Annotated in this window: 8 protein-coding genes and 1 pseudogene; 3 read left to right on the top strand and 6 right to left on the bottom strand. The window is 64.0% G+C overall.

The window, feature by feature from the left end; genetic code table 11:
- Nucleotides 1-77 precede the first annotated feature (77 nt).
- The 3 genes from FA85_RS04470 to FA85_RS04460 are packed head-to-tail and all read right to left on the bottom strand — an operon-like array spanning nt 78 to nt 5290.
- Nucleotides 78-3404 carry a multidrug efflux RND transporter permease subunit gene (locus tag FA85_RS04470; RefSeq protein ID WP_081907401.1) on the bottom strand — a complete coding sequence of 1109 codons (3327 nt, stop codon included), beginning with the start codon at nt 3402-3404 and terminating at the stop codon, nt 78-80.
- A 12-nt stretch (nt 3405-3416) separates the two neighbouring features.
- The gene (locus tag FA85_RS04465) at nt 3417-4637 is read right to left on the bottom strand and encodes an efflux RND transporter periplasmic adaptor subunit (protein WP_036111486.1); all 1221 of its coding nucleotides are present in this window, start codon (nt 4635-4637) and stop codon (nt 3417-3419) included.
- Nucleotides 4634-5290, bottom strand: a complete 657-nt coding sequence (locus tag FA85_RS04460) for a TetR/AcrR family transcriptional regulator (protein WP_036111488.1) — start codon at nt 5288-5290, stop codon at nt 4634-4636. Before FA85_RS04460 ends, FA85_RS04465 begins: the two co-directional genes overlap by 4 nt.
- 270 nt (nt 5291-5560) lie before the next feature.
- Here FA85_RS04460 and FA85_RS04455 point away from each other — a divergent pair, with 270 nt between their 5' ends.
- From FA85_RS04455 to FA85_RS04445, 3 genes are all read left to right on the top strand, one after another.
- The gene (locus FA85_RS04455) at nt 5561-10480 is read left to right on the top strand and encodes an NAD-glutamate dehydrogenase (RefSeq protein ID WP_036111489.1); all 4920 of its coding nucleotides are present in this window, start codon (nt 5561-5563) and stop codon (nt 10478-10480) included.
- 202 nt (nt 10481-10682) lie between these two features.
- Nucleotides 10683-11441 carry an NAD kinase gene (locus FA85_RS04450; RefSeq protein ID WP_036111490.1) on the top strand — a complete coding sequence of 253 codons (759 nt, stop codon included), beginning with the start codon at nt 10683-10685 and terminating at the stop codon, nt 11439-11441.
- 63 nt (nt 11442-11504) lie between these two features.
- Nucleotides 11505-12440, top strand: coding sequence for a 5'-nucleotidase (locus FA85_RS04445; protein WP_036117261.1), 936 nt, complete (start codon nt 11505-11507; stop codon nt 12438-12440).
- A 507-nt stretch (nt 12441-12947) separates the two neighbouring features.
- Here the strand turns inward: FA85_RS04445 and FA85_RS04435 are convergent.
- The 3 genes and pseudogenes from FA85_RS04435 to FA85_RS04425 all read right to left on the bottom strand — a co-directional run bounded on the left by FA85_RS04435 (nt 12948) and on the right by FA85_RS04425 (nt 14891).
- Nucleotides 12948-13898 carry a hypothetical protein gene (locus FA85_RS04435; protein ID WP_081907403.1) on the bottom strand — a complete coding sequence of 317 codons (951 nt, stop codon included), beginning with the start codon at nt 13896-13898 and terminating at the stop codon, nt 12948-12950.
- Nucleotides 13894-14070 (bottom strand): annotated as a pseudogene (locus FA85_RS22345) (Smlt3024 family type IV secretion system effector); the annotation flags it as partial. The pseudogene FA85_RS22345 and the gene FA85_RS04435, both read right to left, overlap by 5 nt.
- Nucleotides 14070-14891, bottom strand: a complete 822-nt coding sequence (locus FA85_RS04425) for a hypothetical protein (protein WP_036111496.1) — start codon at nt 14889-14891, stop codon at nt 14070-14072. The pseudogene FA85_RS22345 and the gene FA85_RS04425, both read right to left, overlap by 1 nt.
- Nucleotides 14892-14961 lie beyond the last annotated feature (70 nt).

Raw genomic sequence — 14961 nt, 5'->3', positions numbered from 1 at the left:
TTTTGTTGAGGCCGCTGCGGCGACGAAAAAAAAGCCCGGCTTTCGCCGGGCTTTTCACAGGTACTTGCCTTCCGACCTTAAGGTCGATCGGTGCCGCGTCGCGGATCCGAATCGAAGGCCCGGACATCGCCGACGTTCGGAGCATGCGGGTGGAGGTTGGTCGGGCCGTTCGGGCCGTCGCCACCACCGTTGCCACCGCCGTGCGGATCGTGGTCGTCGTCATGACCGACGTGCGGCATCTTGTGGGACACCTCATCCAGCTTGTCACCCAGCATGCGGCGAACCGAGGTGTAGAACACCGGGATCAGCAGCAGGCCGAGGATGGTGGCGAACAGCATGCCGCCGATCACGCCGGTACCGATGGCGTGGCGGGAGTTGGCGCCCGCACCGGTGGAAATGGCCAGCGGCAACACGCCGAGGATGAAGGCCAGCGAGGTCATCAGGATGGGGCGCAGTCGCAGGCGGGAGGCTTCCACCACCGCGTCGCGAAGCGTCTTGCCGGCCTGCTGCTGTTCGACCGCGAACTCGACGATCAGGATGGCATTCTTCGCGGCCAGGCCGATCACGGTGATCATGCCGATCTTGAAGAAGATGTCGTTCGGCAGGCCGCGCAACATCGAGAATACCACCACACCCAGAAGGCCAAGCGGCACCACCAGCAGCACGGCCACCGGGATGGACCAGCTTTCGTACAGGGCGGCAAGGCAGAGGAACACGATGACGATGGACAGCACCATCAGCGCGGTGGCCGAATTACCCGCCAGGATTTCCTGGTAGGACTGGCCGCTCCAGTCGTAACCGATGCCCTTGCCGAGCTTGTCGTTGACGATTTTCTCCATGGTCGCCATGGCCTGACCCGTCGACGAGCCCGGCGCGTTGTTACCCACGATTTCCACGGCCGAGTACCCGTTGTAGCGGGTCAGCGTCGGTGCGGCCATCGTCCACTTCGAATGAACCACGGTGGACAGCGGGATCATCCTGCTGTCGGTGGCCGTCGATGCGCTGGCGACCGTGCTCGTCGTCGAGGACGTGCTGCTGGTGGAGGAGGTCAGCGTGCTCGGGGTGTAGATGTGTGCGAACGCGTCCGTACCCATGCGGTAGGGGGCGTCGGCCTGCATCATCACGCGCTTCACGCGGCCGCCGTACTGGAAGTCGTTGACATAGACCGGCGCCAGCGTGAGCTGGATGGCCGTGTAGATGTCGCTGACCGACAGACCCATCGTCTGAGCCTGCGTACGGTCCACGTTGAGTTGCAGCAGCGGAGCGTCTTCCAGCGTGTTCGGACGGACACCCACCAGGGATTTGTCCTGCGCCGCGGCACCGAGCAGCTGGTTACGCGCCTGGGTCAGCTCGGCACGATCCTGACCGGCACGGGCCTGCAGGAACATGTCGACGCCGCCGAACTGCGACAGACCGCGGATGGTGGGCAGGTTGACCACGAAGATCGTGGCATCGCTCACCGCCTGCATCTGGCCATTCGCTTTGCCGAGGAACTCCGGCACAGTGATGTCGCGATCGGCCCAGTCCTTCATGCGAATGAAGACCATGCCGACGTTTTCACCCTGACCCACGAAGCTGAAGCCGGAAATCTGGAAGACACCCTCGACTTCCGGGTTCTTCAGCATGATGTTGCGGATCTGCTCCTGCACCTTCTGCGTACGGGCAAGACTCGAGCCCGGCGGGAGCTGCACGATCGCCAGCGCATAACCCTGGTCTTCGTCGGGGACGAAGCTCGACGGCAGCCTGGTGAACAGGAAGCCGGCCAGCGCCGCGATCAGCACGAACACGATCATCCAGCGCGGACCATGGCGTACGGCGGAGTCGATGTGACCCGAGTACGTATGCGTGGTCCAGTCGAAGACCTGGTTGAACTTGCGGTAGACGACGTTCTTGCGCTTGTCCGGCTCATGCTTGAGCAGGGTGGCGCAGAGGGCCGGCGTGAAGGTGACGGCGAGGAACGCCGAGAAGCCCATCGAGACCGCGATGGTCAGTGCGAACTGCTTGTAGATGATGCCGGAAGCGCCGGGCTGCAGCGCGGACGGAATGAACACCGCCGCCAGCACCACGGTGATCGCCACGATGGCGCCGGTGATCTGGCCCATCGCCTTGCGCGTGGCTTCCTTCGGAGGCAGGTGCTCCTCCGTCATGATGCGCTCGACGTTCTCGATCACGACGATCGCGTCGTCGACCACGATGCCGATGGCCAGCACCATGCCGAACAGGGTCAGCTGGTTGATCGTGAAGCCCAGCGGCGAGAGGCCGATGAACGTACCGAGCAGGGCGACCGGGATGACCAGGGTGGGGATGATCGTCGCGCGGAAGTTCTGCAGGAAGATCAGCATCACCAGGAAGACGAGGATGATCGCCTCGACCAGGGTATGCACGACTTCCTCGATCGAGATCACCACGAACTTGGTGGACTCGTACGGGGCGAACCACGTCACGCCGTCCGGGAAGCTCTTGGACAGGTCGTCCATCTTCGCGCGAACCGCATTGGCGACGTCCAGCGCGTTGGCGCCGGGCAGCAACTGCACACCGAAGGCGCCGGTGGGGATGCCGTTGTAGTCGGTGGCGAATCCGTAGGTCTGCGGTCCGAGCTCCACGCGCGCCACGTCCTTCAGGCGGACGACCGTACCGTCGTTGTTCGCACGGAGGATGACGTTGGAGAACTCTTCGGCCGAGGTGAAGCGGCCTTCCGCCGAGACGGTGGCACTGAAACCCTGACCGTCGGTCGCCGGATCGGTACCGAGCGAACCCGCCGCGAACTGAACGTTCTGCGCGGCCAGTGCCGACTGCAGGTCGGTGGCCGACATGCCGTAGCCGCGGAGCTTGTCGGGGTTGAGCCAGACGCGCATGCCGTACTCGGCACCCAGCTGGCGGGTGCTGCCCACGCCGGGAATACGAGCGACCTGATCGAGCACCTGCGAGGACACGATATCCATCAGGCGATGGCTGTCGATGGCCTTGTTGGTCGAGGTCAGGGCGATGAACATCAGGAAGTCGGGGTTGGCCTTGGCCACCACGACGCCCTGCTGGGTCACTTCCGACGGGAGGCGCGGCGTCGCCAGCGACACCTTGTTCTGCACCTGGACCTGCGCGATGTCAGGATCGGTGCCGGTGTCGAAGGTCAGCGTGACGGTGGCGGTGCCCGACGAGCTGGACTGCGAGCTGAAGTAGATCAGGTGGTCGATACCCGTCAGCTGCTGCTCGATCACCTGCGTCACGGTTTTTTCGGTCGTATCCGCGCTCGCACCCGGGTAGGTCGCCGTGACGGTGACCTGCGGGGGAGCGATGTTCGGATACGACTCGATACCCATGTTCAACAGGGAGATCGTGCCGCAAAGGCTGATCAGGATCGCCAGCACCCACGCGAAAATGGGGCGGTCGATGAAGAAACTCGGCATGACGAAACTCCCTTACTGCTGGCCGGCCGGCGCGGCGGGGGCGCCTGCCTGAGCCGGTGCAGCAGCTTGCTGGGCGGGGCTGGCCTTCACGGGCGAGTTTTCCTTCGCCTTCGGCACGCCCTGAACGATGATCCTGTCACCCGGCTTCAGTCCGCCGGTGACGACCCAGTTGCTGCCCGAGATGCGATCGGTCTGGACCGGGCGACGGACGGCGGCGGAGTCGATGGTCTGCTCCTTGCCGTTCGCGTCCTTCACCGTGGCCTTGTCGACGACCATCACATAGGCCGAATTGGCGTCGCGCAACACGCCGGCCTGAGGCACCAGGTAGACGTTGTGCAGGCTGCCGAGGTTGGCCTTGACCGTCACGAACTGGCCCGGGAGCAGGCGCGTGCCGGTGTTGTTGACCAGGGCGCGCAGGTCGACGGTGCCGGTCTGTGGGTTCACGGTGGCGGACGAGAAGTCCATCGCGCCCTGCTCGCCGAAATCGGAACCGTCCGGGAGCTGGATGCGGACCGTGGACTGGCTGGTGTCGCTGAGCGTGACATTGCCCTTGGCGGCGGCCCCGCGCATGGTGTCCAGGTCGCTGACGGACATGTTGAAGTTCACGTAGACCTTGTCGATTTCGTCGACCTGGGTCAGCAGCGTGGTGTCGCTCTGGCCGACGAGTGCGCCTTCCGTGACCTGCTGGCGGCCGGCACGACCGTCGATCGGGGAGACCACATCGGTGAAGCCGAGGTTGATCCGGGCCGACTGGACGTTGGCTTCGGCCTGCTTGACCGAGGCGTTGCCGGTGCGCTCGTTCGCTTCGGCCGTATCCAGATCCTGGCGGGAGATGTAGTTCTTGCCGATCAGCCCGCGCGAACGGTCGGCCGTGGCCTTGTAGTTGGCCGCGGCGGCCTTGGCCGAAGCCAGGGCGGCAAGCTGGGCGTTGAGTTCGGCGGTCAGCGGCTGCGGATCGATCTGAAACAGCTTCTGGCCGGCCTTCACGTCCGTGCCCTCGTCATACAGACGCTTCAGCAGGATGCCCGGCACGCGAGCGCGCACATCGGCGGTGCGGAAGGACGAGACGCGACCGACCTGATCCTGGACGAGGGGAACGTCCTGAGGCTGGACGGTGATGACGCCGACTTCGGGCGGAGGCGGCTGCTGGGGCGCCTCCTGCTTGTGGCAGGCGGCAAGCGCCGCGGTGAGGCCGAGGGCCATCAGGGACGTGCGCAGAGGCAGGGGATTCATGAAAACTCCGTTCCTATTCCAGGTTTCTTAATCTTTCGCGGCCGGCCATCCGTGGGGATGTCGTACGCGTGCATAAATACGGTCACCGCATGTCTCGCCCACTCGTTCTGCGCCTTCTGGCCCCTCGCCCGCATGCCGAAGAGGCGACGATCCCCCTCGAGCCCATGCAACATGGCCAGGAACAGCTCGGCGGCCACCTCCGGGTCGTCCCGGCGCATCTCTCCCGCATCCATCGCTTCAGCCATGCAACGCGACAAACGCACCGCGACCGTACCGATCGCCGTGCGGAAGAACGTCTTCGCCGCGGCCGGGAAGCGCGGTGCTTCCGCGATCAGCATCCGGCCCAGCGCGACGTGCTCGTGATCCATCACGTAGGTATGGTGCGCCTCTGCCAACGCATACAGCGTGTCGGCCAGACCGCGGCTCTCGGGTGCGAGGCTCGCGTGCAAAGGGTGGGCGAGTTGTTGGACGGCGGCGTGAAACAGGGTGTCCTTGTTCTCGAAATGCGCGTACACGGTCTGCTTGGACACGCCCGCCTCGCGTGCCACCGCCACCATGCTGACGCGGTAACCGTCGCGCAGGAAAAGGGCGCACGCCGCCTGAAGCACCCGCTGCTGGTGATCCGAAGCGGGGCGTGACTCCAGGTGCGACATTAACTTTACCTGCTGGACTATACCGTCCAGTTTAGAATCTCCCTCGGACCAGCGTCAACGGGCAATAGCGCCATTCGCACGCGAATTGTTGCGTTGCAGCTTCGCTCGAGTCCGAAGCCATGCTGTCCGTTTTCCGAAACAGTGCACGGATAATGTCGCGGCGCAGTGAAAAAGCACCTTATCCGTTATGTCTGACGGTGTGGCTACATGCCACGTGTGGGAGCTATGCTTTCACGGATTTCTTTCCCGTCCCCACATCGATATCCGCCCATGAATGCGATTCGCACCGCCGAAAGCGGCCAGTTCGAAGCCCTCGTCTTCGATGAACTGAAAAAGATCGACTACCCCGCGGAGCGCCTCAACGAGGCGCGCTTTTTTATCCAGGCCTTCTTCGAGCGCATCGCGCCGGCCGATCACGCGCTGCACGCCCCCGACCGCTGGGCCGCCCTGATCGCCGACCTGCTGACCTTCGCGCGTGAGCGCACGCCGGGCAAAGCGAAGGTCCGCGTCTACAACCCGGGCCTGTCCGGCACCCGCGCCGTGGTCGAGGTCGTCACCGACGACATGCCCTTCCTGGTCGACACCGTCTCGATGGTGGCCGCCGCGCACGCCGACGTGCACGCGATCATCCACCCGGTCGTGCCGGTGGTCCGGTCCGCCGCGGGGGTGCTCGAGTCGATCGGCGCCGGTGAGAAGACCGAGTCGCTCATGCGTTTCGAAATCGACCGCATCGACGACACCGAACTGGAGACCCTCAGGGCCAACGTCGAGACCGCGCTCCACGACGTGCGCGAGGCCGTCGACGACTGGCGTGCCATGCGCGGCAAGATGAACGAGATCGCCGACGATCTTGGCAGGCGCTCCCTGCCGTACACCGCCGAGGAGGTCCGCGAGGCCAGCGACTTCCTGCGCTGGGTCGCCGACGACCATTTCACCTTCATGGGCTACCGCGAGTACGAAGTGGCGCCGGGGCAGGGCGACGAGGTGCTCAAGACCGTCGAGGGCTCGGGCCTGGGCATTCTTCGTGCCGCGGAGCGCTCGCTGGCGCCGCGATCGCTGCGCACCCTGGTGGCCAGCGAACTGCCGCGCTCGGGTTCCACCGACGCCATCATTCTGACCAAGACCAATGCCCGTTCGCCGATTCATCGCGCGGGCTACATGGATTACATCGGCGTCCTCAAGTTCGACGACAAGGGGCGCCCGGTCGCCGAGCAGCGTTTCCTCGGTCTGTTCTCGTCCAACGCGTACATGGCGCACCCGCAGCATGTGCCCCTGGTGCGCGACAAGTGCGAAGCGGTGATGAACCGTTCGGGCCTGAAGCGCGATTCGCATTCGGGCAAGGCGCTGCGGCACATCCTCGATACCCTGCCGCGCGAGGAGCTTTTCCAGTGCAGCACGGACGAGCTCTACGCGCTGGCCACCGGGCTGCTCGAGCTGGCACAGCGCACGCGCACGCGCCTGTTCATCCGCCGCGACAGCTACGGCCGGTTCTTCTCGTGCCTGGTGTTCATCCCGCGCGACCGGTTCAATACGACGGTTCGCGAACGTGTCGAGAACGTCCTGCGCGACGCGTTCCACGGCGAACACGTGGATTCCGCCGTACTCATGGGTGAAGCCGCGCTGGTTCGCCTGCACGTGGTGGTTCGTCCGCGCATCGGCGACCACCCGGTTTACGACGCCGTGAGCATCGAGTCGCAGATCGCGTCGATCGCGCGCAACTGGTACGACGACCTGCGCGATCGTCTGATCGCGACGGTGGGCGAGCAGGAAGGCATCATCCTGGCCAACCGTTACGGCAAGCTGCTGCCGGCCGGGTACGTGGACGAGGTGTCGCCGCAGGTCGCCGCCGCCGACGTGCGCGCCCTGGCCGGCCTCGACGGCCCCGATGCCATCAGCATGTCGTTCTACCATCCGTCGCACCGTCCGGAAGAACTCCGTTTCAAGGTGTATCGCTCGGGTTCGGATATCGCGCTGTCGGAGGTCCTCCCGCAGCTGGAAAACCTCGGCCTGCGCGTGCTCACCGAGCACATGTATGAAGTGAAGGCCGGCGACAGCCGCCTCTACATCCAGGATTTCGAAGTGCAGCCGGTGGGTCGTCTCGCCTTCGAGGTCGAGCAGGTCGGCACCTTGTTCGAAGACGCCTTCGAACAGATCTGGCGCGGCAACGCGGAGAACGACGGCTTCAACCGTCTCGTCCTGGGCGCGAAGCTCGGCTGGCGTCAGGTCGCGGTGCTGCGCAGCTACACCAAGTACCTCCAGCAGGCGGGTGTCGCGTTCTCGCAGGCGTACATGGAAGACGCACTCAATCGCTATCCAGCCATCGCGGGCCTGATCGTCGAGCTGTTCAACGCACGCTTCGACCCACGCCGCGAAAGCCTCGACGCCACGGAGCGCGCGTGGGCCGAGAGCATGTTGTCGCACGAGATGCACACGCTGATCGGCGCGGAGATCCTGTCGGCCCAGCCAGGTCTCATCGGCAACCTCATCGCATCGCTGTCGCGTCCGCGCGACGAGCAGGTGGCAGCGGTCGAAGAAGCGATCAACGCGCTGCTCGACAACGTGTCCAGCCTCGACGAAGACCGCATCCTGCGCAGTTACATCGCGCTGGTGCACGCCACGCTGCGTACCAGCTTTTTCCAGGCCTGGGATGGCGTGTTCCGCCCGTACATCAGCTTCAAGTTCGATTCGCACCAGGTGCCCGATCTGCCCAAGCCGGTGCCGTTCCGCGAGATCTTCGTCTACGCGCCGCGTGTCGAGGGTATCCATCTGCGCTTCGGTGCGGTGGCACGTGGTGGCCTGCGCTGGTCCGACCGTCGCGAGGATTTCCGTACCGAAGTCCTCGGCCTGGTGAAAGCCCAGATGGTGAAGAACACGGTCATCGTGCCGGTGGGTTCCAAGGGTGGCTTCTTCGTGAAGCGTCCGCCCGTCGGTGGCGATCGCGATGCGCAGCTCGCCGAGGGCATCGCGTGCTATCGCATGTTCATCAACGGCCTGCTCGACATCACCGACAACCTCGTCGAGGGTGCGGTGGTACCGCCGCATGACGTGATCCGCCACGACAACGACGATCCGTATCTGGTCGTCGCCGCGGACAAGGGCACGGCCACGTTCTCCGATATCGCCAACGCGATCTCGACCGAACACGGCTTCTGGCTCGATGACGCCTTCGCCTCGGGCGGCTCCAACGGCTATGACCACAAAGGCATGGGCATCACGGCGAAGGGTGCGTGGGAGTCGGTCAAGCGCCACTTCCGTGCGCTGGGTCGTGACTGCCAGACCGAAGATTTCACGGTGGTCGGCGTGGGCGACATGTCGGGTGACGTGTTCGGCAACGGCATGCTGCTCTCGGAAAAGATCCGCCTGCTGGCCGCCTTCGACCATCGCCATATCTTCCTCGACCCCAACCCGGACTCGGCGACGTCCTTCGCCGAGCGTGCGCGCATGTTCGCGCTGCCGCGCTCGTCGTGGGAGGACTATGACAAGTCGCTGATCTCGGCCGGTGGTGGCATCTGGCCGCGTACGGCGAAGTCGATCCCGGTTTCGCCGGAAATCAAGGCCGTGCTGGGTATTCGCAGCGACGCGACGCACATGGCGCCGACCGACCTCCTCTCGGCGATCCTCAAGGCGCCGGTGGATCTGCTCTGGAACGGCGGTATCGGCACGTACGTCAAGGCGACCAGCGAGACGCACGCGGACGTCGGTGACCGCGCCAACAACGCGCTGCGCGTGAACGGCAACGAGCTGCGCTGCAAGGTGGTGGGCGAAGGCGGCAACCTGGGTATGACGCAGAAGGGTCGCATCGAAGCCGGCCAGGCCGGGGTGCTCCTCAATACCGATTTCATCGACAACTCCGCCGGCGTGGATACCTCGGATCACGAGGTCAACATCAAGATCCTGCTCAACGACGCCGTCCAGCGCGGCGAGCTGACCTTCGAGGGCCGCAACAAGCAGCTGGCCGAGATGACCGATGAAGTCGGCCGCCTCGTGCTGTGGGATAACTATCGTCAGAACCAGGCCATCACCGTGATGGAGCACCAGTCGGTGCGTCGTCTCGGTTCGATGGCTCACTTCATCAGCACGCTCGAAGCCGAAGGCATGCTCGACCGTGCGGTGGAATCGCTGCCGACGGCCGCCGAACTGGCGGAGCGCAAGCTGCGCGGTCAGGGCCTGACCCGCCCGGAACTGTCCGTGCTGCTGTCGTACGACAAGATCCGGCTGTTCCAGCAGCTGCTCGATTCGGACGTGCCGGAAGATCCGTATCTGTCGCGCGAACTGGTCCGCTACTTCCCCGTGCCGTTGCACGAGAAGTACGCCGAGCACATGCAGCGCCATCGCCTGAAGCGCGAGATCATCGCCACCGCGGTGACCAACTCGACGATCAACCGCATGGGCGCGACGTTCATGATGCGCATGCAGGAAGACACGGGCCACGGTCCGGCGTCGATCGCCAAGGCGTACACCGCCGCACGCGAAATCCTCGATGCGCGAGAACTGTGGGCCGAGATCGAGAAGCTCGACGGCAAGGTCGCGGAAGACACCCAGATCGACGCGATCCTGCAGATCTGGTCGCTACTGCGTCACCTGACCCGCTGGCTGCTCAACCGTCCGGGCGGCACGCTCGACATCGCCGCCAACGTCGATCGTTTCGCCAGCGAAGTGACCGTCTTGCGCAAGGCGCTGCCCGATGCCCTGACCGATACCGGCCGTGGCGACTTCGGCGCGAGCCAGGAGAAGTGGGAAGGCCTCGGCGTCCCCGGTGAGCTGGCGGTTCGTCTTGCCCGCGTACCGGTGCTGCGTGCGGCGCTGGACATGGTCGAAGTGTCGAAGCAGAGCGGTAAGGACATGGCGACGGTCGCTCGTGTGTTCTACGAGCTGGCCGAGGCACTGGACCTCGACTGGCTGCGTGGGCAGATCGAGGCCCTGCCGGTCGAAGGTGCCTGGCATGCGCAGGCGCGTGGTTCGCTGCTGGACGAGCTCAACGCCCAGCATCGTGCCCTGGCCCTGCAGGTGCTTTCGGTCGCCGGTGACCGTACGGACATCAGCCCGGTCAAGGCCTGGCTGGAGCGGGACGATGCCACGCTGAAGTACACCCGCGCGATGCTGGCCGAGATCCTGACCCAGAATGCGGACTACCCGATCGCCTCCGTCGCGGTTCGCCGTCTGGCGCAGCTGGCGCAGATTCCGGTGTAAAAAGGCGGGCTCCCATCGGGGCGAGGCATCGCCTTCCTGGTGGGAGCCACATCGCCGGGGGACAACGCCGGTCCGGTGGGAGCCCGCCTGCTGGCGATCCCGCGGCAGCGGGAAACCCCACAGGAACCTGCGGCAACTTCAGCCTATCCGACCCCGCCATTTAAGGACTAAGCTCCGGACTGGATCCGGAAGCCCACACCTCATGCGCCTAGCCTTTGTCGCCAGCGAAACCGAAGTGGCCCAACGCGCCCGTGCGGCGCTCGTCAAACGCTACAAGGGCGTCGAACCCGAAGACGCCGAGATCGTCGTGTCGCTCGGGGGCGACGGCTTCATGCTTCGCACCCTCCACGCCCACCGCACCCTCGGCCTGCCGTTCTACGGTATGAAGCTGGGTCGCCTGGGTTTCCTGATGAACCAGCACGACCTCGACCACCTGCCCGAACGTATCGAGCGGGCCCACCCAGCCGTTCTGCATCCGCTGGAGATGCACAGCGTCTGCTGCGATGGCGTCGAGCATCGCGCGCTGGCCTTCAACGAAGTCGCCCTGCTGCGCCAGAGCAACCAGGCGGCTCATCTGACGGTCAGCCTCAACGGCGAGATGAAACTCGACGAGCTCGTCTGCGATGGCGTCCTGGTTTGCACCCCGGCCGGCTCCACCGCGTACAACCTGTCCGCCCATGGTCCCATCCTCCCCCTGGACGCCAACGTGCTGGCCATGACGCCGATCAGCCCGTTCCGTCCGCGGCGCTGGCGCGGCGCGATCCTGCCGCACGCCACCCGCGTCACGTTGCACACCAAGGATCCGAACAAGCGGCCGATCAGCGCCACCGCGGATTTCCACGAGGTGCGCGACGTCCGCTCGGTCGAGATCAAGCAGTCGCGCCGGAACGCGGTCCGCCTCCTGTTCGATCCGGAGCACAATCTCCAGCAACGCATCCTCGACGAACAATTCGCCCCCTGACCGGAGGCGAACCTGTAGGAGCGCGCCTTGCGCGCGATGGCCTTTAGCCCCAACCTCCATCCCATGAACGCCCCCGAAGAAAGCCAGAACGCCCACAACGACGCCTCAGTCAGCGACAACCGCCTCGTCGTCGCCATCTCCTCGCGCGCGCTCTTCGACATGGAAGACAGCCACGACCTGTTCGAGCGCGACGGCCTCGATGCCTACCGCGCCTTCCAGATCGAGCACGAGAACGACCTGCTGAAGCCTGGCGTGGCTTTTCCACTGGTGCAGAAGCTTCTCGGCCTGAACGCATTGTCCGGCGACGTCCCGCCGGTCGAGGTGATCCTTCTGTCGCGCAACTCCGGCGACACGGGCCTGCGGATCTTCAACGCGATCCAGCATTACAAGCTGGGTATCTCGCGGGCGGCGTTCACCAGCGGTGCGCCGACCTCCGATTACATCGCCCCGTTCCGGGCGGATCTGTTCCTCTCAGCCAATGCGGAAGATGTGGGCCGCGCGTTGCGGGCGGGCGTCGCCGCCGCGACGATCCTCCCGTCGACGGCGCCGCAGCGCTCCAGCGAACAGCTTCGCATTGCCTTCGATGGTGACGCCGTGATCTTCGGCGATGAAGGTGAGCGTGTCTCGAAAGAGCAGGGCCTGGATGCGTTTCATCGCAGTGAGTCGGAGCTTTGGGCCGAGCCACTGTCGGGCGGCCCGTTCCGTGGTTTCCTGGCCGCGCTGCATCGCCTGCAGGCCGCGTTCCCGGCGGAGACCTCGCCGATTCGTACGGCGCTGGTGACGGCGCGTTCCGCCCCGGCGCACAAGCGCGTGATTCTTACGCTTCGCCGCTGGGGTGTGCGTATCGACGAGGCGTTGTTCCTCGGTGGGCGTGACAAGGGGCCGTTCCTCGATGCCTTTGGCGCCGATATCTTTTTCGACGATTCCCCGGCCAACGTGGAGTCGGCGCGTCGGCACGTAGCGACGGGGCATGTGCCGCACGGGGTGTCGAACAACTGAGTCCACTTCTCCCCGGATGCCGGGATCAGAGACCCATCACGGGCCCTGTCCGGGTAACGGACGCTTGCTGACTTGCTTGCTGCATGGAGGCATCGAGGGCTTGCTGTTGTAAGGCGGCATCCCATTGCTGACCTTGGGCGAGGCTCCGCTCCATAGGCGGTGCGGGTGAGGCCAGGTCGAGTGTGGCGACAGACCCCGGGCGGATCCCCGTGCACACGATGCTCCGCCCCTGAACCTCGACGTCACACAACTCACTTGCGTCGCGTATGTTCGATTGACGCGCGACAAGCGCCATCTGCGCCGCTTTATCGTTCGGAACTTCCATGGGGAGCTGCATCGGTGACGTCCTTCATCTCGGTAAACGACAGGGTCGTGCTAACTGTCCGTAGCCGTCGTTCCCTGGAAGCTGGGCAAGATAATTCCGATACAGCTCGCGGTTGCCTTGCACGGCGTGGCTTCTGAGACTCTCGAGGTCGGAGCTGTCGAGTGTGTGCGGTTGCTGCGACATTAGCGAACCTCTCGGTCTTTGAGTGTTTTTCTGACGAACGCCTCGAGGCGTTGCCAGTTCGGCATCACGACCCTCAGGTAGCTGAGAGTCACCACGACGCGATACTCGGGAATGAGGAACTGGTGCCTGCAAGTCGATCGGCTGCCTCCGTCTCGTGCATCGACAATACGGCCGTTTTCGAGCCGCGCGCCGTCCTGGATCAAATGAGAGGAACACTCAATGAAGGTGGTCGGCACTCCATGCGGTCCCATGCGGACGAACCAGTCGGCATTCTGGCTCGGCGTTGGCGGCCGCGCTCGCTCTCCATACCGCTTCATGTAGTAAATGCGGAATCTGTCGAAGTCGACATAATAGGGAGTCAGCCCATAGATGGGGTTTTGTTCGATCCGTTGATCGAGATTCGTCGCCGGATGCATGCGCTGGCGTGGATCACCCGGATCCACAGGTTCGACGGACCTGCGGAGGTGCGTCTGATACTCGGCGTCGGTAAGTTGCTTCACCGGGTCGAGGTCGATGGCGATGTTGTTGAGGAAGTGCTCTGGTGTGTCGTGATAGTCGATGCCCATGGGAAGTGGCTGCAACGAAGGCCACTGCACGTTCAACATTAGCCCACCATCGGAATCCGGCACCGATTGCTGGTAGTACAGGTTTTTCGGAAAACGAAAGCGGTGAGGCCCGAGCTTCGCGTCAACAGTCGGTACGGCCGCTTCGGTTTCATCGGGGGGAGCTAGCGGAGCAAGCGATGATGTCGAATCTCCGGGATGCACAGGCGCCGCGCTGAGCGCCGCAAAAAGCGCAATCAAAGACTTGGAAACAGGCATGGCCTCTCCTTGGTCGATCGTCTGGGGGGCGGCGTGTTCGGCCTCCGCGATGAGGTCAAGGTACGGCAAATGACGGGCGTCGGCACCGACGGGGTCGCCACGATCTGCTCGCCCGCGGGCGGTGCGCATATGCGTTTGCTGTGGCGCCGGGCATGTTGTCATTCCTCACAACACCAAGTGCAAGCCGCCGCTACCCGTCATTTCCGGGAAGCTCGGCGAGGTACTTCCAATAAAGCTCACGATTTCCCATATTGGCGTATATGGGTAGGACGTCGAGATCTTTATTCGTCAGCCCATTCATTATTTCGCCTTCGTTGCTTCCAACGTCTTACGCACAAACATCTCCATTGTTTGCCACTCGGGCAAGATCACCCGAGGGTAGCTGAGGGAAACGAGCAGTCCGTACTCAGGCACCAGAAATTGATGCCTACACGTCGCGCGGCGCGAACGGCCTGGGATGTCGACAATTCTCCCGGATTCGATCCGCACTCCATCCGTTTGAGCGACCGGGGTGCACTTGATTACCGTTGTCGGGATGCCATCCACGCCTATGTGAACATACCAGTCGTCATTCTGTATGGGGTCGGGAGGTCTGACGTGAGTGCCGTAGGTCGTGATGTAGAAGTCTCGAAATTTCTCGAAATCCACCGAATAGCGTGTCAGGCCGTGAGATGTATCGCCTTGTATTCGTGCGCTGAGATCGTCAAGGACCTTTTCGCTCGGTGTGGGTTTCTCCGGGTCTAATGGCTCGATCATTCGGCGGAGCAGTGCGCGGTACTGGTCATCTGAAAGATGCTCCACCGTCGATAGATCAATGCTTATGTGGTTGATGAAATTGTCGTTGCTGTCGTGATAGTCGACGCCGAGGGGGAGCGGTCGCAGATGAGGCCACTGTACGTTGAGCATCACCCCGCCATCCGCATCGGGTCCCGATTGCTGGTAGTACAGGTTTTTCGGAAAACGAAAGCGGTGAGGCCCGAGCTTCGCGTCAACGGTCGGTACGGTCGCTTCGGTTTTATCGGGGGGAGCTAGCGGAGCAAGCGACGATGTCGACTCTCCGGCATGCACGGAAACCGCGCTGAGCGCTGCAAGAAACGTAATCAGAGACTTGGAAACGGGCATGGCCTCTCCTTGGTCGATCGTCTGGCGCGGCGGCGTGTTCGGCTTCCGCGATGAGGCTGGTCGGCGATGC

It is taken from the genome of Luteibacter mycovicinus, assembly GCF_000745235.1.
Lineage (GTDB): Bacteria > Pseudomonadota > Gammaproteobacteria > Xanthomonadales > Rhodanobacteraceae > Luteibacter > Luteibacter mycovicinus.
This window is presented reverse-complemented; position numbering and strand designations above follow the sequence as displayed.